This is a genomic window from Phascolarctobacterium sp. Marseille-Q4147 (assembly GCF_017968825.1).
Classification (GTDB): domain Bacteria; phylum Bacillota; class Negativicutes; order Acidaminococcales; family Acidaminococcaceae; genus Phascolarctobacterium_A.
The window spans coordinates 2,279,920-2,299,370 of the sequence record NZ_CP072874.1; the positions used below are offsets into that span (position 1 = coordinate 2,279,920).

Below are 19,451 nucleotides of genomic sequence, written 5' to 3' on the forward strand. Positions count from 1 at the left end.
GTCACAATTATGGATTTTTCCCAAGAAAAAGAAAATGTTATCTATCTTGCAGGCGGCTGCTTCTGGGGACTGGAAAAGCTGATGCAATCCATACCGGGCGTAATCGATGCCCAAAGCGGTTATGCCAACGGCACAGGCAAAGCAGATGCCAAGTATCAGACAATTTTGGGCGGGAAAACCGGTTTTCGCGAAACCGTGCGTGTTGAATACGATCCGGCAAAGGTAAGTCTTGACCATCTGCTCTTGGCATATTTTTACGTCATTGACCCAACAGTCCTCAACAAACAGGGTAATGATACCGGAACACAATACCAAACAGGCATCTACTATACCAATACACAAGCGCAGGCTGTCGTAGAACGTATCGTGGAACTGGAACGCGGTCGTCATAAGGTATTTGCAGTCGAAGTCGGACCACTGAAAAACTATTATCCGGCAGAAGAATATCATCAGAACTATCTTGATAAAAATCCTGGCGGATACTGCCATATATCGCCTGCTAAAATCAAGCTGCTCAGTACCTTGAAAATTGATGCCGGTGCCTACAAAAAACCTGCTGCCGAAACTATACGCGATAAGTTTACCGCAGAACAATTTCAGGTAACACAGCAAAACGGTACCGAACTACCGTTCCGCAACGAATTTTGGGATAAATTTGCCAAAGGCATTTATGTTGATATCGTAACCGGCGAACCACTCTTTTCTTCAACCGACAAATATCAGAGCAGCTGCGGCTGGCCCGCCTTTACCAAGCCTATTGAAGCACCTTTGCTAGTAGAACGCAAAGATACAAGCCATGGTATGGCACGCACCGAGGTGCGCAGCCGCAGCGGCGATTCGCATTTAGGCCATGTTTTCACCGGTGACCACGAATCACCCAACGGTGTACGTTACTGCATCAACAGTGCTTCCCTGCGCTTTATCCCCTACGAACAGATGGAAGCCGAAGGCTATGGCTATCTGCTGTATCTTTTCAAATAATACTCTCCAACATAAAACACCCTGTGCATTGCCAACGGCAATACGCAGGGTGTTTTTCATTGCTTATTCAAAACTCACTCAAATTCCTTGTAGATACCTTCCTCGCGACGTCTGGTTGCCGTTTTGGAAATATAAGTACCATGAACAATATTGGTAAGCTTCTTCTTCGCTAAAATCTTTTGAATGTAATCAAGATGCGGACAAGGCGGCTTATGCGAATTATCCGATACCATGCATGTAGAAAGATGCACGCAAATCTCCTGCCCATCCTCCTTAAAGCGGCGCAGGCGCTTCGCCAAATTCTCCAGCTTAACCGTCAGCGCACCGCCGGAGCAGCCACCGCAGGTGAAGCTCATGTAATGCGTATCCTCTGGATAACCGGCAAACTTGCCCTCACGGCTGTAAAAGGCGTGCGTACAGTTGTAGCCGCAGCAACGCTGCTGCACTGTGTCGCACTGGATAATTACTACCAGCTTGCTCATTTTATCATGCCTGCTGCTTTTAAAGCTGCATCCAGCTTAGCCTCAGCCGCAGCGCTGATCGGAGTCAGCGGCAGACGCGGAGCACCTGCTTCAATACCGGTAACCTTGGTAACGGCAGCTTTGATAGGAATCGGGTTGCTTTCTATGAACATAGCCTTAGCCAGCGGCACCATAACCTTGTTGAGGTCAGCGGCATCCTTAACGCGGCCTTCGCTGTAAGCCTGCATCAATTGCTGCAGTATGTTGCCGTTAACATTGGCCAGAACGGAAATCAAGCCGCAGGCACCAACGGACAGGAACGGCAGAATCAGGCCGTCGTCACCGCTGTAAATGGAGAAATCCTCCGGCAGCACACGATACAGCTCTGCAGTTTGTGCTACGTTGCCTGCTGCCTCTTTAATAGCAACAATGTTGCTGAAATCTGCTGCCAGACGTGCAACAGTTTCCGGAGCAATGTTGCCGCCGGTACGTCCGGGAACGTTATATACGATAATCGGCAGCTTAGTAGCCTTTGCTACGGCTGCAAAATGCTGGTAATAGCCTTCCTGAGTCGGTTTGTTGTAGTACGGTCCGACTACGAGCACGCCGTCAACACCGCAGGCCTCCATTTTCTTAACCAGGTCAATAGTGCTGGCAGTGCAGTTGGTGCCTGCACCGGCAACAATTTTAGCACGGCCGTTTACACGTGCAACGATGGTCTGCATGAATTTAATTTTTTCATCCATGTCCATGGTTGCAGCTTCACCGGTAGAGCCTTCTACTACCAGTCCGTCACTGCCGTTAGCCAGCAGCCAGTCAGCAAAATCTGCACCGGCTGCATAATTGATGCTGCCATCAGCGTTGAACGGCGTAACCATTGCCGTTAATAATCTGCCAAAATACGGTTTTTTCATTGTAATTCCACCTCTTAAAACTAATAGAAACTAAAATTCTCTATGGTATATTGATTGTTATCTAAATGATTTTATATTTTTTACGGCGTACTAAATGGTACGCTAAGGAAATGTAGCGACACAGACGGAGACTTATAATTTAAAAGCCTCATGCAATGCCTTAACCGCCTCCACCAAATGCTCCTCTTTAACAATCGCAGAAATTGTGGTATCGCTGTCCACAGTCTGCAAAATAGCGATATTGTGGCTGGCAAGCGCACTTACAAAGGTAGCCATAATGCCGGGCACACCACGCATAGCACTACCGACAACGGAAACCTTGCCACAGCCTTCGTTCAGCGTATATTTAAAGCCGGTTGCATCAAGCACCTTGCAGGTGTGCTCTACATCCGGAGAGAATACTGCAAACATTGCTTCCTTCTCGGACAGGTTCAGGCAGCCTACGCTGATGCCTGCATCCGCCAAATCCTCGAACAGATTGCGGCCTGCAGTAATATCCTGCGGGTTCAGGTCAATGCGGAACTGTGCCAGATCATTAAGATGAGCTACACCGCTGGCGCAGGATTCGTTAATCGCAATTTCGCCGCCGTTACCCTGACCGATGCGTTCGCTGGTAATCAGAGTGCCGGGAGCATCGCTGAAGGTAGATTTAACATACATGGGAATATTGCTGCCCATAGCAATTTCAACGGCACGCGGATGAATAACCTTCGCACCGTTCTGCGCCATCTGGCAAACCTCAGCATAGGAAATCTGCTGCAGAATATTAGCCTTCTCGACAATACGCGGGTCAGCAGTCATGATGCCTTCAACGTCTGTATAAATTTCCACAAAATCAGCCTTGAGTGCAGCGCCCAGTGCAGCAGCGGAAGTGTCGCTGCCGCCGCGGCCCAAGGTCGTAAATTTGTAGTTATTTTCCGTCATACCCTGGAAGCCGCAGACAACCGGAATGATGCCTGCCTCCAAAAGACGGATAAGACCGGAGGTATTGATGTTTTTGATACGTGCTGCACCAAACTGAGAATCGGTAATGATACCTGCCTGACCGCCGGTGAGCGCCATAGCATTGATGCCGAATTTTTGCAGAGTTGCTGCCATTACGCAGGAGGAAATGATTTCGCCGCAGCACATCATCATATCCATCTCACGCACATTAACGGAAAGATTAACATCCTTCAGGGCGCCGATAAGCGTATCGGTTGCGTAGGGTGCGCCCTTGCGTCCCATAGCCGAAACTACTACTACCGGGGAGTAACCGTTGCGGATAGCCTGCTGTACCTTATTTTTAACTGCAACGCGGGCTTCCTCGCTCGCGACGGAGGTGCCGCCGAATTTCTGTACAATGATTTTCATGTAAATTGCTCCTCATCTGTTTAAATTAAAATGCAAAATGTACCGGATGCCGGAAAGGCTGCGGCGTACAAGCTGTACGCCGTTTAGTCTTTACACCGCAGAGGTGCATTATTATTTTTCTAACCAGCCATTTTTAATCATAACCTCAGCAATCTGCAGAGTGTTCAGCGCAGCGCCCTTGCGGATCTGGTCGCCTACTACCCACAGGTTGAAGGTGTTCGGATTGGACTCATCGCGGCGCAGACGGCCAACGAAGCAGTCATATTTTTCCGAGGTATATAAAGGCATCGGATAAACCTGGTTGGCAGGATCATCCATCATCTGAACGCCGGGGAAGGCATCAATAGCAGCTGCCATATCCTTCAGCTCCAGATCATGCTCAAATTCAATGTTTACAGATTCGCTGTGGCTGCGGTATACAGGCACACGCACGGTAGTAGCGGTGATGCGCATTTCGTCATCATGCATAATCTTTCTGGTTTCGTTGATCATCTTCATCTCTTCTTTGGTATAGAGATTGTCAAGGAAAACATCAATTTGCGGAATCAGGTTAAACGCAATCGGATAATGCTTCGGCAGGCTTGCGGACGGAAGAATGTGTGCCTCCATCTCTCTACCCTCGCTGTAAGCCTTAGTCTGGTCGGTAAGCTCGTCAATACCCTCTTTACCTGCGCCGGAAACAGCCTGATAGGTAGAAACGACGATACGTTTAATGCGTGCCAGGTCATACAGCGGTTTCAGTGCCATAACCATAATAATGGTAGAGCAGTTAGGGTTAGCGATAATGCCCTTGTGCTTCAGGATGTCATCGGGGTTAACCTCCGGCACAACCAGCGGCACTTCGGGGTCCATACGGAAGGTGCTGGAGTTATCAATAACAACGGCACCGGCCTTTACAGCGTAAGGAGCGAACTCCTTGGAAACGCTGCCGCCTGCGAACAGAGCAATATCAATGCCCTCAAAGGAGTCCTTAGTGGCCTCCTGCACAGTATATGTTTTTCCCATAAATTCAATCTGCTTGCCTGCGCTGCGCTTAGAAGCCAGCAGACGCAGTTCTGCAAACGGGAAGTTTCTTTCTTCGATAAGCTTCAGAAATTCAGTACCAACAGCACCGGTAGCGCCCAAAATAGCAACATTATACTTTTTCATAAAATTCTCCCCCTCACTATTTAGAGTAATTTATCTAAGCCGTATACCAGGCCTACTTGGTCAACAATCTTGCGGCAGCCAAGCGCAACGCCCGGCATGTAGCATTCGCGGTTAATCGGGTCGGTACTGATTTTCAGAGTTTCGCCCTGACCGCCGAAGATAACCTCCTGGGAAGCAACATAACCCGGCAAGCGGACACTGTGAATCTTCATGCCCTCGTAATCCGCACCGCGCGCACCTGCCATGGTTTCCTTTTCATCAGGATTGCCCTGATGCATAGCCTTGCGCACCTCAGCAATTTTTTGTGCGGTGATAATCGCCGTACCGCTGGGAGCATCCAGCTTATTATCGTGATGCTTCTCGATAATTTCCACATGCGGGAAATATTTGGCAGCCTCACACGCCAGCTTCATCATTACAACTGCGCCAAGCGCAAAGTTCGGAGCAATCAGCAGGCTGGTGTTGTGCTTGCGTGCCAGCTCATCAACCTCTTTTAAATCCGCATCGCTGAAGCCTGTTGTGCCAACTACTGCATGCACGCCAAGCGGCAGCATTTTGCGCAGGTTACCCATAACAACATCAGGACGGGTGAAGTCAACAACAACGTCCGGTTTGGCAGCTTCAATGGCAGCAACCAGATCAGTCGTTACCTTAACACCATCACCCAGTTGCACAGTACCTTCCTTAATATCAACAGCACCTACAAGCTCCAAATCAGCTTCGCTATAAACCTTTTTACATACCTCGCTGCCCATGCGGCCCAGCGCACCATTTACCAAAACACGAATCATGTCGTTCACTCCTTAATCATAAAAATAACCGTTGAGATATTTCCTTTGGATTCTATCTCAACGGTTAGCATGCTAAATAATATTCACACCCATAGCCGAGATAGCCCTCCGCTGCAGATGCAGCGACAGTCCGGCAGCTTTCACTGACGGCCCAGCACAACGACACGGCTGCCATTGCACTTCGGCGTTAGCCCTTTTGTGATGCTTCTCAGCTCCCGCTCCACAACCTACTCATGCTTTCCGCGCCTCTATCTTAATGGTTTGCTATTAAAAAAATTATATTACTGTTACTGCTATTTGTCAACGAGGAAAATTATTAGCATCTTCTTATAGCAACAAGTGTAAAGATTTTACAAAAAGAGTGTACACATAGGCACAAGCAAACTATCAGTGCGAATTATTCCATATTCGGTTGTGATTTTATTTATCCAGTACGATATCCATCAGGCTCTTGTAGTCCTTTACCTGACCGTAATGCACTTCGCCATTGGAAAGCTTTTCAAAAAGCTTTTCGGCACATTTAATTTTCGCCTGCTCCATAGATTTCAGTTCCGTACTTTCATTTGTTCCTTTAGTTTCGGCAATGAAATATACGTACTTAATCTTTCCTTCTTTAAAAGCAATTGCCCAGTCAGGCGAATATTTGCCTACAGGTGTCGGAATGTAAAAGCCTCGCGGAAGCTTTGCATATACTGCGACTTCATCCGCTTTATCCAGATTTTCAACGAATTTACGCTCCACGCTCTGCTCTGCCGTACCATCAGTAACAACATAATCCGTTACGGCGCGCAACGCAGGAAATACCTTGGATAATGCAACACGATGACATTCCGCCGTAAAGATTTCTTTGTCAAACACTTCATTTGTTGTATTGTAGGTAACGCCTTCTACAATCAGGCCTGCCTTCTGCTCATTAATCAGACGTGCAACCTTACTGATAAACTCTTCCGGATTATCACGGAACTTCATGTACTTCCTCATATTGATTCTGCTCAAAATAGCAGCAACAGTGCGACGAGTCAAAGAAGTCCTTTGTGTCAGCTCGTGCAGTAAATCATACTTCAAGCTGCTGTCATGAGCATTTTGCAATACATTTGTAGTATGCGAAGGTGCTACAAAGCTTGTTTTCTGCTCTAATTCATGCGCCTGCATATTATTTTTCTGATATACGACGCTCAAGGTATAAAGTGTCTGAGTAACCTGCAGTTTGGTATTAATCGCTGCCACAGCCTTGTCAATCAGCACATTACTGTCAATCTTTACGGTATAAGCACACTTACGATTGATACGCTTCCACAGCTCCTGGAATTCCTGCTTTTCAAAATTCTTATTGTTGAGCTTGTTTTCTACCGTTGTCTGGTTACCGTTAGTAATCATTTCATTAAGTGAATCTTTATCATACAGGCTCTTAATCAGCACATGTACAGCAGGCTCAATATCCTTAAGCTTATCCTGCACAGGCTCTAAGGTACCGTTGGCAGCATCCTGCTTATACTTTTCGGTGATTCTGTCATCATCGTCAAGATAATCATGTCTGTCAAGATATTTCACTATCTGACGTGCCTGCTCACCCTCAATTTTATAGGTTTCATCGCCAACCTTTACTACTTTGCCGAAGAAGTACTCTATAGATACCTTTTCAGGACGTTCATACAAAGCTTTTTTGATTTCATCCTGCAGGCTGTCGACAAAATCGGCATAGCTTTCACTAGCAATAACCGTCAGCTTATTGACTATGTGTACATTTGCTCCGCAAACGCTTTCATCCATGCGCTCACCCTGCTGATTGACGCAGATACGCATGCCACGGCCGACTTCCTGACGCTTATTGACATTGCTGTTAGACTGCTTCAAGGTACAGATTTGGAAAACATTGGGGTTATCCCAGCCTTCACGCAACGCGGAGTGAGAGAATATAAAACGCACCGGATTATTGAAGCTTAACAATGCTTCTTTGTTGCGCATAATCAAATCATAGGCAGATTCATCGTTAGAGGTATCCTTGCCACGCTCACATTTACTGTCAACGCTATGGCCTTTTTTATCGATGCTGAAATAACCTGTATGCACTGCACTTACATCCGCAGCCATATTTCTCAGATATTCGCCATAAGGTGTTTGATAAAGCTCCTGCATCCTATCTCTGAATATTTTCTGATATTCTTCTTCAAATATTTTGCCGTATTCGCCCAGCTTTTGTGTGCCATCTTCGTCGTATTGTCTGTACTTGGCCACCTCATCAATGAAAAACAGCGATAAGGTTTTGATGCCTTGCGCAAAAAGCTGCTCTTCCTTTTCAAAGTGAGATTTGATGGTTTCACGAATCTGTACACGACGTAAATCTGACATTTCCTGACTGTTGTTGGCAACTTCACCGCCATGTAATTCTTCTCCGTTGGTAAATCTTACGCAGCCTGTATCACTGGCATCAATTTCACTGATTTTATAACCTTCGTACTGCAGCATGCCGTTAGAAAGCTCGTACAGATTATCTCCGTAAGCACAATTGCGTAAAACACGCTTTACAGTACCGCTTTTAAGCTGCTGTTCAAATTCCAGCTTTACCATGGGAGGTTTATTTTTAGACGTAACAAAGCTGTCGCAATAAAGATAACCGTCGATGCCTTTAAGATTTACAACCTCAATACCTTTAACCTCTATCTTTTTGACAAGCTTATGATTATAGGCATCAATCGCATCTAAACGATATACTTCATTATGCTCCTGTTTATGCGTAGCAGAATAATTTACGCTAAACAATGGATTAAAGCGCTTCATTGCTTTTTGCGTAACATTGCCTGCCAACTTCTGTGGCTCATCGATAATCAAAATCGGATTAGTTTTGGCAATAACATCAATAGGCTTGCGTGAACCGAATTCATCACGTTCACTGTAAATAATCAACGCACCCTTATCACCGCCACGGCCTTCCTTATTCTTATCCTCATTCAAGGATTTAGCAAAGGCTTGATTATTAATAATCATTACGTTGATTTCGTTGCTTTTGGCAAAATCATCAATCTTCGTCAGATTCTTGCTGTCATAAATGAAATAACGCGCTTTCTTGCCATACTGGCTCATGAAATGCTCTTCCATAGTTTCCAGGCTTTTCTTGACGCCTTCACGGATTGCGACAGAAGGCACGATGATAATAAACTTGTTCCAGCCATATTGCTTATTCAGCTCAAACATGGTCTTGATATAGACATAGGTTTTGCCTGTACCTGTTTCCATTTCGATATCAAGACTGCACTTTCCCTGACCTTCTATAAGCTCCTTCGACGGAGTTATATTATTATTGCCCTGAATGAGCTTAATATTTTCCAAAAGCTGTGCCTTATCCAATTTGATAGGCGCATTGGCATAACCGAGTATTATATCCTGCTTGGCTTCCTGTTCATCAAGCTCCTGCTGAAACAAATTATAACCATTGGTATTCTTTGCTTTTTTTGTTTTCACCGGCACAAGTCTGCCCGGATCAAAAAAGTAACTGGTATCCTGCGCAGGACGCACCTGTCCCTTGAACACGTCCACCACTGCATTGACGGCATCCGTCTGGTACTGCTGAATTTTAAAACTGAACTTCATTACAGCACCCTCCTCACAGTTTGCGGACTATAGGTGTTGAAAATCTGCTCAAAGTTAATCGCTACGCTGTCATCAGCCTGCGAGCTGTCACGCATAACAAAATAGCTCGGCATCTCTTTGGCAATGGCAGTGATAACCTCATCCGTCACGTTCTTATCAAAGCATGCCATTAAATGACCTTGCGCCACATTGTAGACAGTTTTGCCGGCAATAGTGATTCTTTCTATTTTGCTGGAAAGCGGCGTATCCAGCTTCAGCATAGCATCGAACAGCAAATCCTCATCGTTGCGGTCTTTTTTGATATTATCAACAAACAAGCTCTGCTGTTTATCCATGTAATCCTTCGGCGTGAAGTACACGTCCTCCATATTGCTGCTGTCGCATTTCAAAACACGGAAGCCGATGTCCAAATTCTGCGTTGTCAACGGATTTTCTTCTTTGATTTTTTGACCGGCACGGCGGATGCGCTCCTTGCCTATTTCGCAGATGTTTTTGTAACCTTCCATACGTGCTATCGATTTTTCCAAAGTCTCTTCTTCTAATTGAATTAAAATATACTTTCTCTTTCCTCTGTCTTCTGAATTAAGTTGCATAACGGCATCCGCAGTTGTTCCTGAGCCAGAAAAGAAATCTAAAATAATATCATCACAACTTTCCGTTTCTGCCATTTTTATTATTCTTTTTATTAATTTAGTAGGCTTTGGAGTATCAAATGGCACTCTTATCTCTTTAAAAATATCTCTTAATTCTGATTTCGCACCAATATTATGTCCTGCATCATCATAAGACCATACAGTTGTCGGTACTATACCTTGTTGAACTTCTGACAAAAATGTTTTCTTATATGGTCTAGATAATCCATCACTACCAAAAGTTATGCGATTATCTGCTAACATTTCTTCATATCTCTCTTTAGATACACTCCAACAGCGAGATGGTGGTGGAGTAAATTCTAATCCAGCAGGAGACTTTATCACATAATCATTAGTTGAGGAGTAAGTTTTTACTGATAAATTAGTAGCAATCCATGGACCGCGCGGATCATTATCTGGATTTTTATATTTTGCATTTAATTCTGCCGGTCTTTCGAACAAATTAGGATGCCATTTTTCTTTGTTTTTACAAAACAGCAAAATGTAATCATGAACATCAGATAAGTACTTAGCATCATTGGCAGCACCATATTTTTTATGCCAAATTATTTGATTAACAAAATTACTCTCACCAAAAATTTCATCACCAATTTTTCTTAAATTTTCAACTTCGTTATCATCAATGCTGATAAAGATAACTCCATCCTCTCGCAATAAATCCTTCGCCAGCTTCAACCTTGGATATATCATATTCAGCCAATCGGTATGAAAACGCCCATTGCTTTCTGTATTAGCTACAAGACGATTACCCTCTTCGTCAAGCTGTCCGCTATTATCAATATATTCATCCGCACTTTGCTTAAAATCGTCCTCATATACAAAGTCATTACCGGTATTATAAGGTGGGTCGATATAAATCATCTTCACCTTGCCTAAGTATGTTTCCTGCAGCAGCTTCAGCACTTCCAGATTGTCGCCTTCAATGTAAAGGTTTTCCGTATTGTCAAAGTCAACGCTTTCTTCTCTGCAGGGGCGCAAGGTTTTGTTAATCGGCGCATTGGCAGCAAGAATAGCTTTGCGCTTATCCGGCCAGGTAAACTGGTAACGTTCCTGCAAGCCATCTACAACATGGTCACTAAGCTCCTGTTTCAGCATATCAAAATCAATGGCATGCTCCAGCTTGCCCTCCGCATTGATTCTTTCTGTAACGCAATTTGGAAATAGCTCCCTTATTTTTGCTACGTTTGCTGCAACCTTATCCATAGATTGCATGTTGAGATGTTCCATCATTGTAAATCCTCCAGTTCTTTTTTCAGCTTGTTTATAGCTTCACGCAAGGTCAGTTTTTTGCGTGCCTGCTTTTCCGCAAACATCTTCTTCGTCAGCGCTGCTATCTGTGCTTCTGTTTCAGCCCGCCTGCCGGCATTGGCAATTACGGAAGCAGGTGTAAGCCCTGCAAGTGGCGTTAAATTTGCCACCTGCAGAGCTAAGTGCTCCCAAATATCGTTCAAGCTTGTGCCTTGCAAATTCACCTTCTGCTCAGCCACAGGCATAAATTCATTGAGTAATATTCTGTTATCGAAATACAGCGCCAGCTGCAGCTTGTCCTCATAGCAAAGCGCCAACAGCAAGCGTTGGTCAATCAGCCTGCACAGCCTTTGCAAAAGCCTTTCCGCACAGCCCTCCTGCTTCAGCTGTACTGCCAAAACAAAAACGGCTTTTCCCTGCTCCTGCTTTTGCAAGGCAGGAATTGTGCGTAAGGAAATTTCGTTGACGATGGTCATCTGCCTAATGGCTACGTCAAACTCCTTCTGCTCCGCTGTATTCAGTTCAAACTTGCTATATAAGGCACGTTTGGGAATAATCTTTTTTACTTCTGTAGTCTGCGGTAAGCCTAACATCACTGCTCACCTCGCACAACGAGGAAGCAAATCAGTTCAAAATCATCCAGTCCTTTAATACTGTTATCAAAGAAGCTGATTTCCTCACCGCTCAGGAAGCTGTCAACATCGTCAGCGTCCTTCACGTTGATTATGGAAGCAATAGCATCCTCCAAAAGCTGGGAATAAATACCCATACTTCTGCCGTCATTCGTTGCCTTGTTAAAATCGCTGCACACGTCTGTCAAAGGCTTATCCTTGCCACGGCAGGTAAAGCGCAGCTTGTCCAACAGCTTTTTCGGCGCCAGATGGTTGCAGATAATTTCGCCATCCTCGCCAATATATACGGCGTAAAACGGATGCAGAAGATTTTTTCTGTCTATATTTATGTTATCCGTGCAGTTTTTCAGCACGTAAATTACACCCGGAGGACATTCCTCACTCGCAGGTACAACGGCATGCAGGCCAAAGGGTGTTTTATCCAGCTTGCCATGCGTCTTGATATATTCCAGCAAATCCAGGCGGAATTCATTCAAGCCCAAATCCATGATGGAAATACCTGTACCCATATCTTCAAAATCAACAACCTCTTTTTGCAGTTGCTTCAGCTGTTGCTTGCGGTATTGCAAATCCAGCTTTTCATTATTGCTCAGCAGGTTGTCATCTGCCGTCGCCGTCAAATCCACCGCCTTCATACGGCTTTCAACGCGACTTTTCAAATCTATGTACTCATCTAAATCAACGTCAGGCCAAAAGTTGACCAGTTGAATATACGCATTCTTGCTGCCGATACGGTCAATACGCCCGAAGCGCTGGACGATACGCACTGGATTCCAATGTATATCATAATTCACAAGAAAATCACAATCCTGCAAATTCTGACCTTCGGAAATACAATCAGTAGCAATCAAAATATCTATCTCGTTTTTATCCTCAGGGAAAATCAGCTTCTTATCCTTCGCCAAGGGTGCAAAACAGGTCAGTACGGTATTCAAATCACACCTAAGCTTCGGTATCGTGCATCTGCCATCCACCGATCCTTTAACCATCGCCGTATGCAAGCCAAACTGCTCCTGCACATGCTTGCTGACATGCTCATAAAGATAAGCAGCAGTATCGGCAAAGGCAGTAAACACAATAATTTTCTTGTTATCTGCATTTAAGGGATGCTGAATTTTATCGTCTATAAGCTCTAGCAGCTCCTGCAGCTTATTATCCTGCACAGGCGTAATGCTCTGCACCATCCCAAGCAGCTCATCCAAACACTCCTTGTCATGCTGCAAGCTATGCCCCCAGCCCACAATATCCATGTCAGCCAGCTCAATAGGCACCTTTTTGCCCACAACAAAGCTTTCCTCTTCCATATCAAAATCGGCGCCGCTGAAATCAGTACCGGTATCCACCTGCGCATTAGCAAGCCTGTGCTGCGTGAAGCTGTCTATCTTTTGCAATGCTGCGCAAATACTAGCCCGCACTCTTTCCACAGTCAGCCTGAACGAATACACGGAGCTTTCCATGCGCTTCAAAATATTTATCGCCATCAGTCGACGAATACCACGCTCACGGTTCGCCTGTGTAAAACCCGTATTGACCTTATTATCATCAAAAAGCTCTGCATATTTCGGCAAACGGCTATGCAAAATAAATTCCGTAGGAGTATATATAGACAGCTCCAGCTCATCAAGCTTCGAAAATATTTCTTTATAATTTACTGCGCCATTCTTAACCAACGCAGGGCGAAAGGATAGCGGCGTTTTGCGTTCAGGAAAGCTGCCAATAGCCTTCGTATCATAATATCTGGTAATATGCTTGCGCGAACGTGCAATAGTTACAGAATCAAGCAAATTGAAAAAATCATAGCTGAGGTTCTCCAGCAAATTCTGCACTGTGCGTTCTGCCGGAGGCAGCTTCGACCAATGATTATAGGCTGCCTGCGCATTACGGAAAATATCATCTATAGAATTTTTGGTATTCAGCTTATCATTAATTTTGCTGCTATCACCCTCATAGGCCAATTGCAGCTGATTCTTCAAATCGTTAAAGCGATTATTAACGGGAGTAGCAGAAAGCATCAACACCTTTGTCTGCACGCCCTCACGAATAACCTTGTTCATTAGCACCGTATAGCGATTCTCTTTATCTTCGCCATCAAAGGCACCGCCATTACGGAAATTATGCGATTCATCAATAACTACAAGGTCATAGTTGCTCCAATTTATCCTGCTCAAATCAATCTCACCGCTATAACCACGCTTGCGCAGCAGGTCAGAATGATATAAAACATCATAACGCAGCCTATCACTGGCAATAGGATTGTTTTTATAGTTAGCGCGATACGTATTCCAGTTGTCTGCCAGCTTTTTCGGACATAATACAAGTACATTCTTGTTGCGTCCTTCATAATATTTGATAACGGCTAATGCAGTAAAGGTTTTGCCTAAACCAACACTGTCAGCTAAAATACAGCCATTATATTTTTCCAGCTTATTAATAATGCCTAACGCAGCATCACGTTGAAAATTAAAGAGCATATTCCAGATTTTGCTGTTCTTAAAGCCTGTACGCTCATTCGGCAGCTCATCCTCGCTGATATCCGTAAGAAATTCATGGAAAATATTATACAGCGTCACGAAATAAATAAATTCAGGTGCATTTTCATTGTAAGCCGAGCTTATACTGCTTATAACATTGTTGGTTACGTCTTTTAACTCTTCGTCGTTCTGCCAGAGCTTGGCGAATTGCTCTATGAGTGCCTGCGACATAGGGCTTTCTACCTTAGCTATGTTCATGCTCATAGTATTTCCCTGCTCACAGCCTAAATCAACAGTCGTAAAGCTATTAACTGGGAAATATGCTATGTCGTTCAACAAGATAAACCTATTTGTAATTTCCTTATTACCAACATTGGATTTGAAAGTAACCTTCTTCTTAATCCACTCAGCACATTCCTTAGCAATAGCCTTTTGATTTAATTCGTTGCGCAGCTTTACCTCAAATTCCGTGCCATAAATACGACGCTCACGATTTATTTTAGGAATATAAAATTCGCGTTTTTCTTTCTTGCTATTCTCTTTTTGAATAAAAGTAGGGTCAGTGAAAATAAAACGTAATTCGTCAATCTCGCTCAGCTCCTTACGTAGAGCTTCGAATGCATACATAGAAAAATCTGCTGCCGCAATGGACAGCATGCTGCCTTTCTGCAATTCTAAGGCCAAATCATCCTTCAGCGTTTCATTTACATTATTAATAAATTTCATTTTCCCAAGTCAGCTCCGTTAATTGTTTATATGTCGAAAATTTGTCAATAACTCATTATAATGATACACTGTTGTCCCCCCCAGTCAAGCAAAAGCACACATCGAGTGTGTTTTGCCTGAAGTATTAGCAAGCTAATACTTTTCTATTCTGATTCCAGCGCAATTTGCGCTAAATAGCAAGTTGGAGTGCCATCTCTTTCTATAATGTTATTGGGTGATAACAATGTATCAGCGCATTCGCGACTTACGTGAGGACAAGGATATGACGCAAACACAAATGGCTGAAATCCTTAACTGCTCACAAAGAGTCTACAGCAACTATGAAAAAGGCGAACGAGATATACCGACAGATATACTCATTGCCTTGGCTAAATTTCATAACACATCCACGGATTACATTTTAGGCTTAACAAACAAAAAATAAGGATTCACTTCGCAAGTAAATCGGAAGTGAATCCTTATTTTTATTATAACGATATTTTCTATTACGAGATTTTTCACCTAGTGCACTTTTCTCGTAATAGAATTCTCTTTTTGCTGCTTCATCACCATTCCCTATTACGAGATTTTTCACCTAGTGCACTTTTCTCGTAATAGAATCGACTGATTAACATACGTATACTCATCCTTAATTCTATTTTTTTCAAATGCCCAACCCACCACCACCCGCAACAGTGTTAATTATTTTTAACACTATCGCACATTTTGTCGATAGTATTAATTTATTTTAACACTATGAGTGATTTTTGCGTTGGTATTAATTATTTTTAATACTATTGCACGAGATACTCCTCTTTTACCCAAATCCAAGCACAAAAAAAGCCCGCCCTTAGGACGGACTTTTCAGCATAAACCGGATTATTTACGGATACCCAGTTTAGCAATGATTGCACGATAGCGTTCGATGTCTTTACCAGCCAGGTAGTTCAGCAGGCCACGACGTTTACCTACCAGTTTCAGCAGGCCACGACGGGAATGATGGTCTTTTTTGTGCTCTTTCAGATGCTCGGTCAAATATTTGATGCGTTCGGTCAGAACTGCGATTTGTACCTCAGAAGAACCGGTGTCACCTTCATGACGTGCATTTGCCAGAATTACTGCTTGTTTAGCTTCGCTAGTTAACATTGTTTGTTTCCTCCTAAAATTTCAAATTGCCATAAGCGTAGCAGCCGTTGGAGAATCGAACTGCCAGGCCTTGGTTCAAATACTATGATAGTATACCATATCTTGCCACTGTATAGCAAGTATTTTGTAAAGATTTTTATAAAAACAGCTTTAATTTACCGCAAAGCCGCTTCGCAGTCGTTTTTATCCTGCGCCAGCTGCTGCTTGAGCTGCTTAATGCCGGCAAATTTTACTTCGCCGCGGATGCGCTGCACAAACTGCACTGTGAGCTGCTGACCGTAAAGATCCCCGGTAAAATCAAAGATGTTCGTTTCCAGACGCGGTTTGGCAACATCGCCAAAGGTCGGATTATAACCAATATTAGCCATGCCGTGATAGCTTTTGCCGTTGACAATCACCCGCACAGCATACACTCCCCCCAGAGGAACCGTAACATGGGCATCCTCCAGCTCAATGTTGGCCGTAGGATATCCCAGCAAGCGACCGCGCTCGTTGCCGTGCGCCACAGTGCCGCTGATGCTGTAGCTGCGCCCCAGCATAGCTGCAGCCTCTGCTACCTTGCCTGCGGCAATCAGCTGACGGATAGCGGTGCTGCTGATCACAGTTGCGCCCTCGCTTACCAGCTCGCGCACAATCAGCTCAAAGCCCATGGTCTTGGCAGAAGCAGCCAGCGTGTAGACAGTTCCCTGTCCGCGGCAGCCGTAGGTGAAGTTGGCACCGACTACCAGACAGCTGTAATCAAGCTGCTGCAGTCGCTGCAGAAATTCCTGCGGCGAAAGGTCCGCCACCTGCTGATTAAAGGGAATGTCCACCAGCACATCCACGCCAAGCTGCTGCAAAAGCTCCTGCTTTTGCGCGCCGGTTATCAGCGCCGGCGGCACCATGCCCGGACGAATCCATTCAAAAGGATGGTTGCTGAAGGTAAATACCGCCAGCTGCGAATTGCCTTCACGCGCCTTGTCCCTTGCGGTTTCAATTACATCAAGATGACCGCGATGCAAACCGTCAAAGGTACCCAATGCTACCACACAGGGAGCGGAAAATTTATGCAGTTGTTCTAAAGAAGTAATAATCTCCATGCTTATTCCTCTGGCATCGGGTAATGCTCTAAGATTTTTTCTGCCTGCAGGCGCTCCTGCTCACAACGGACGATGCCTAAGAATTCATCTCCCGGCCCAAGCAGGACGTATCTGCCGTCGGCAGTCTGCGCCACCGTGGTGCGCACACCATTGGTGATGCGTGCCGCCTGCCGGGCGTTTACCTTAAGCTTGGGCAGCTCGGCAACGGCAGTCAGCGGCTCTGCGGCACAGGCTTCGGGGTTATCCGCGATTTCCTGCAGCGTGCAGGCCTTGTCAATCGTATAGGCTCCCACCTGCGTGCGCAGCAAAAAGCTCATCGTGCCGCAGGTTCCAAGCGCCGTTGCCAGGTCCTCGCCCAAAACACGGATATAGGTACCCTTGGAGCAGGCCACGCGCACGGTAAAGCTCGTTGCAGTATAATGCAGAAGCTCCAGCTTATAGACCTCGATAGGACGTGCGGTGCGTTCCACCTCTACGCCCTGACGAGCCAGCTGATACAACTTTTTGCCGTTGATTTTGATTGCCGAATACATCGGCGGCAGTTGCATTTGCTTGCCGGTAAATTGCGCCAGCACCGCTTCCAGCTCCTGTTTGCCGAATGCGGGAACAGGCATCGTTTTGACAACATCACCACTGTCATCGCCGGTAACGGTCTGCGCTCCCAACGTAAATTCAGCAATATATTCCTTGCGGCCTTCTACAGCAAATTCCAGCAGACGGGTGGCACTGCCCGCAAAAACAGGAAGAACTCCTGCCGCGTCAGGGTCAAGAGTTCCCCCATGTCCGATTTTCTTTGTGTTAAGCACGCGCCGCAAAAAGCCGATAACATCATGCGATGTCATCTGTGGTGGTTTTAATACATTAAAAATTGCGTCCATATTAAACCAATTTGCCCAATGCTTCCAGCAGCTGAGTGCGAGCCTCCTCTACCGGTGCATAAATCGTACAGCCTGCTGCCCGCAGATGACCGCCACCGCCGAAGGCTACAGCCACAGCGGATACGTCAACGCTCTTGGAGCGCATGCTCACGCGCGTTACCGCCGGCTCAACGGCCTTGAACATAATAGCTACGTCAACGCCCTCAATATAGCGCGGGTAGGACACAAAGCTGTCGGTCTGGACATCCTTGTCATATAAATCGTTGGTAATTGTGAGATAAGCAATTTTGCCATCATAAGCGAAGGTCAGCGAAGGCAGTACCTTGGCCAGCATCTCTACCGTATCACGGGAGCGCACGTCCAGTGCATCGCTGATTTCGTTAGGCTGCACGCCGTATTCCAGCAGTTTGGCAGCATTACGCATAGTTTTCGGCGTAGTGTTGGCATAGCGGAAGGAGCCGCAGTCTGTGCTGATTGCTGTGTAAAAGCAGGTAGCAATTTCCTTATCAAAGGGCCATTGCATCGCCATGAACAGATCACACATTACCTCGCCCACGGCTGCTGCTTTAGCATCCAAGTAGAGATATTCAGCGAAGCGTTCGTTGGAAATATGGTGGTCAATGTTCAGCAGCGTTTTTGCTTCCACAACCTCGGACACCAGACCTACACGGTCAAAGGAGCTGGCATCAATAACTACCAGCAAATCCGTCTGCAGCTTGCTGCCCTCTACCGGGCGTTCACACAATTCAATACCGGGAAAAAAGCTAAAGCTTTTGTTGATAACGTCATCACAGAAAACAGTAACCTGCTTGCCCTGTGCCAGCAAAAAGCGTGCCAGTCCCAAAGTGGAGCCCAGGGTATCACCATCCGGGCTTACATGAGTGCACAGCACAATTTTTTCTGCCGCCAGCAGCATAGCGCCTGTTTCCTGCAGGCTAAGCTCCTTACTCATGCTCTGCTTCCTCGGCTGCAGGCTTTTCTTCCTGCTTAATCTTATCTAAGATGCTCTGAATATGTGCACTGTATTCTGCGGAGGTATCCTTCTGCAGAATCAGGGTAGGTGCAAAGCGCAGGCGGATGCGTTTGGCGATTTCCGTACGCATGAAGCCTAATGCCTTGTTCAGAGCTTTCCAGGTTTCATCCTGTTTATCCTTGGGACCATACATACTGATGAAAATCTTGGCATAGCTCATGTCATCTGTCAGCTCCACGCCGGTTACGGTAACAAACTGAATGCGCGGATCCTTGACATCATGCAGCAGCATTTTGCTGATTTCGTGCTTGATGGCCTCCTGTACTTTTTCTACTCTAAGTCTTGCCATTTTCTTTTCCTCTATATATAGATACAGACTGACGTACAGGCAGCAGCTGCGGGGAATGCGGCGTATACGGCCGGCATTCC

The 19,451-nt window shown here is 45.4% G+C and carries 16 protein-coding genes and 1 riboswitch; of the genes, 2 read left to right on the forward strand and 14 right to left on the reverse strand.

All coding sequences use genetic code 11. From position 1 onward, the window contains the following. Nucleotides 1–9: 9 nt before the first annotated feature. Nucleotides 10–981, forward strand: coding sequence for a peptide-methionine (R)-S-oxide reductase MsrB (gene msrB, locus KAH19_RS10435; protein WP_246869369.1), 972 nt, complete (start codon nucleotides 10–12; stop codon nucleotides 979–981). Between the two features lie 74 nt (nucleotides 982–1,055). On the opposite strand, the gene KAH19_RS10440 is transcribed toward msrB, so the two are convergent. The 9 genes from KAH19_RS10440 to KAH19_RS10480 all read right to left on the reverse strand — a co-directional run bounded on the left by KAH19_RS10440 (nucleotide 1,056) and on the right by KAH19_RS10480 (nucleotide 14,967). After that, complete coding sequence (locus KAH19_RS10440; protein WP_210684538.1) at nucleotides 1,056–1,463, reverse strand: CGGC domain-containing protein; 408 nt, start codon at nucleotides 1,461–1,463, stop codon at nucleotides 1,056–1,058. After that, on the reverse strand, nucleotides 1,460–2,356 hold the full coding sequence (dapA, locus tag KAH19_RS10445; protein WP_210684539.1) for a 4-hydroxy-tetrahydrodipicolinate synthase: 897 nt from the start codon (nucleotides 2,354–2,356) through the stop codon (nucleotides 1,460–1,462). Before dapA ends, KAH19_RS10440 begins: the two co-directional genes overlap by 4 nt. 132 nt (nucleotides 2,357–2,488) lie before the next feature. Then, nucleotides 2,489–3,709, reverse strand: coding sequence for an aspartate kinase (dapG, locus tag KAH19_RS10450; protein ID WP_210684540.1), 1,221 nt, complete (start codon nucleotides 3,707–3,709; stop codon nucleotides 2,489–2,491). A gap of 111 nt (nucleotides 3,710–3,820) precedes the next feature. Further along, the gene (locus KAH19_RS10455; RefSeq protein WP_210684541.1) at nucleotides 3,821–4,858 is read right to left on the reverse strand and encodes an aspartate-semialdehyde dehydrogenase; all 1,038 of its coding nucleotides are present in this window, start codon (nucleotides 4,856–4,858) and stop codon (nucleotides 3,821–3,823) included. Nucleotides 4,859–4,878: 20 nt separating this feature from the next. Beyond that, entirely contained in the window at nucleotides 4,879–5,649 is a 771-nt protein-coding gene (dapB, locus tag KAH19_RS10460) for a 4-hydroxy-tetrahydrodipicolinate reductase (protein ID WP_210684542.1), read from the reverse strand. Between the two features lie 93 nt (nucleotides 5,650–5,742). After that, a riboswitch (Lysine riboswitch) is annotated at nucleotides 5,743–5,908 on the reverse strand. 161 nt (nucleotides 5,909–6,069) lie between these two features. Next, complete coding sequence (locus KAH19_RS10465; RefSeq protein WP_210684543.1) at nucleotides 6,070–9,237, reverse strand: type III restriction-modification system endonuclease; 3,168 nt, start codon at nucleotides 9,235–9,237, stop codon at nucleotides 6,070–6,072. Next, nucleotides 9,237–11,120 carry a site-specific DNA-methyltransferase gene (locus tag KAH19_RS10470; protein ID WP_246869370.1) on the reverse strand — a complete coding sequence of 628 codons (1,884 nt, stop codon included), beginning with the start codon at nucleotides 11,118–11,120 and terminating at the stop codon, nucleotides 9,237–9,239. Before KAH19_RS10470 ends, KAH19_RS10465 begins: the two co-directional genes overlap by 1 nt. Beyond that, the gene (locus tag KAH19_RS10475) at nucleotides 11,117–11,731 is read right to left on the reverse strand and encodes a DUF4391 domain-containing protein (protein WP_210684544.1); all 615 of its coding nucleotides are present in this window, start codon (nucleotides 11,729–11,731) and stop codon (nucleotides 11,117–11,119) included. Before KAH19_RS10475 ends, KAH19_RS10470 begins: the two co-directional genes overlap by 4 nt. Then, on the reverse strand, nucleotides 11,731–14,967 hold the full coding sequence (locus KAH19_RS10480) for a helicase-related protein (protein WP_210684545.1): 3,237 nt from the start codon (nucleotides 14,965–14,967) through the stop codon (nucleotides 11,731–11,733). The genes KAH19_RS10475 and KAH19_RS10480 overlap by 1 nt, the downstream gene beginning before the upstream one ends. Nucleotides 14,968–15,190: 223 nt before the next feature. Here KAH19_RS10480 and KAH19_RS10485 point away from each other — a divergent pair, with 223 nt between their 5' ends. After that, nucleotides 15,191–15,391 carry a helix-turn-helix domain-containing protein gene (locus tag KAH19_RS10485; protein ID WP_044484102.1) on the forward strand — a complete coding sequence of 67 codons (201 nt, stop codon included), beginning with the start codon at nucleotides 15,191–15,193 and terminating at the stop codon, nucleotides 15,389–15,391. A gap of 434 nt (nucleotides 15,392–15,825) precedes the next feature. On the opposite strand, the gene rpsO is transcribed toward KAH19_RS10485, so the two are convergent. From rpsO to rbfA, 5 genes are all read right to left on the reverse strand, one after another. Beyond that, on the reverse strand, nucleotides 15,826–16,092 hold the full coding sequence (gene rpsO, locus KAH19_RS10490) for a 30S ribosomal protein S15 (RefSeq protein WP_210684546.1): 267 nt from the start codon (nucleotides 16,090–16,092) through the stop codon (nucleotides 15,826–15,828). Nucleotides 16,093–16,247: 155 nt separating this feature from the next. Continuing rightward, a complete protein-coding gene (locus tag KAH19_RS10495) occupies nucleotides 16,248–17,171 on the reverse strand; it encodes a bifunctional riboflavin kinase/FAD synthetase (protein WP_210684547.1) in 924 nt (307 codons plus the stop codon). A 2-nt stretch (nucleotides 17,172–17,173) separates the two neighbouring features. After that, nucleotides 17,174–18,049 (reverse strand): tRNA pseudouridine(55) synthase TruB, encoded by an 876-nt coding sequence (gene truB, locus KAH19_RS10500; RefSeq protein WP_210684548.1) that lies wholly within the window; start codon nucleotides 18,047–18,049, stop codon nucleotides 17,174–17,176. 1 nt (nucleotide 18,050) lies between these two features. Beyond that, nucleotides 18,051–19,001, reverse strand: coding sequence for a bifunctional oligoribonuclease/PAP phosphatase NrnA (locus KAH19_RS10505; protein WP_210684549.1), 951 nt, complete (start codon nucleotides 18,999–19,001; stop codon nucleotides 18,051–18,053). Further along, entirely contained in the window at nucleotides 18,994–19,371 is a 378-nt protein-coding gene (rbfA, locus tag KAH19_RS10510) for a 30S ribosome-binding factor RbfA (protein WP_021720223.1), read from the reverse strand. Before rbfA ends, KAH19_RS10505 begins: the two co-directional genes overlap by 8 nt. Nucleotides 19,372–19,451: the final 80 nt, after the last annotated feature.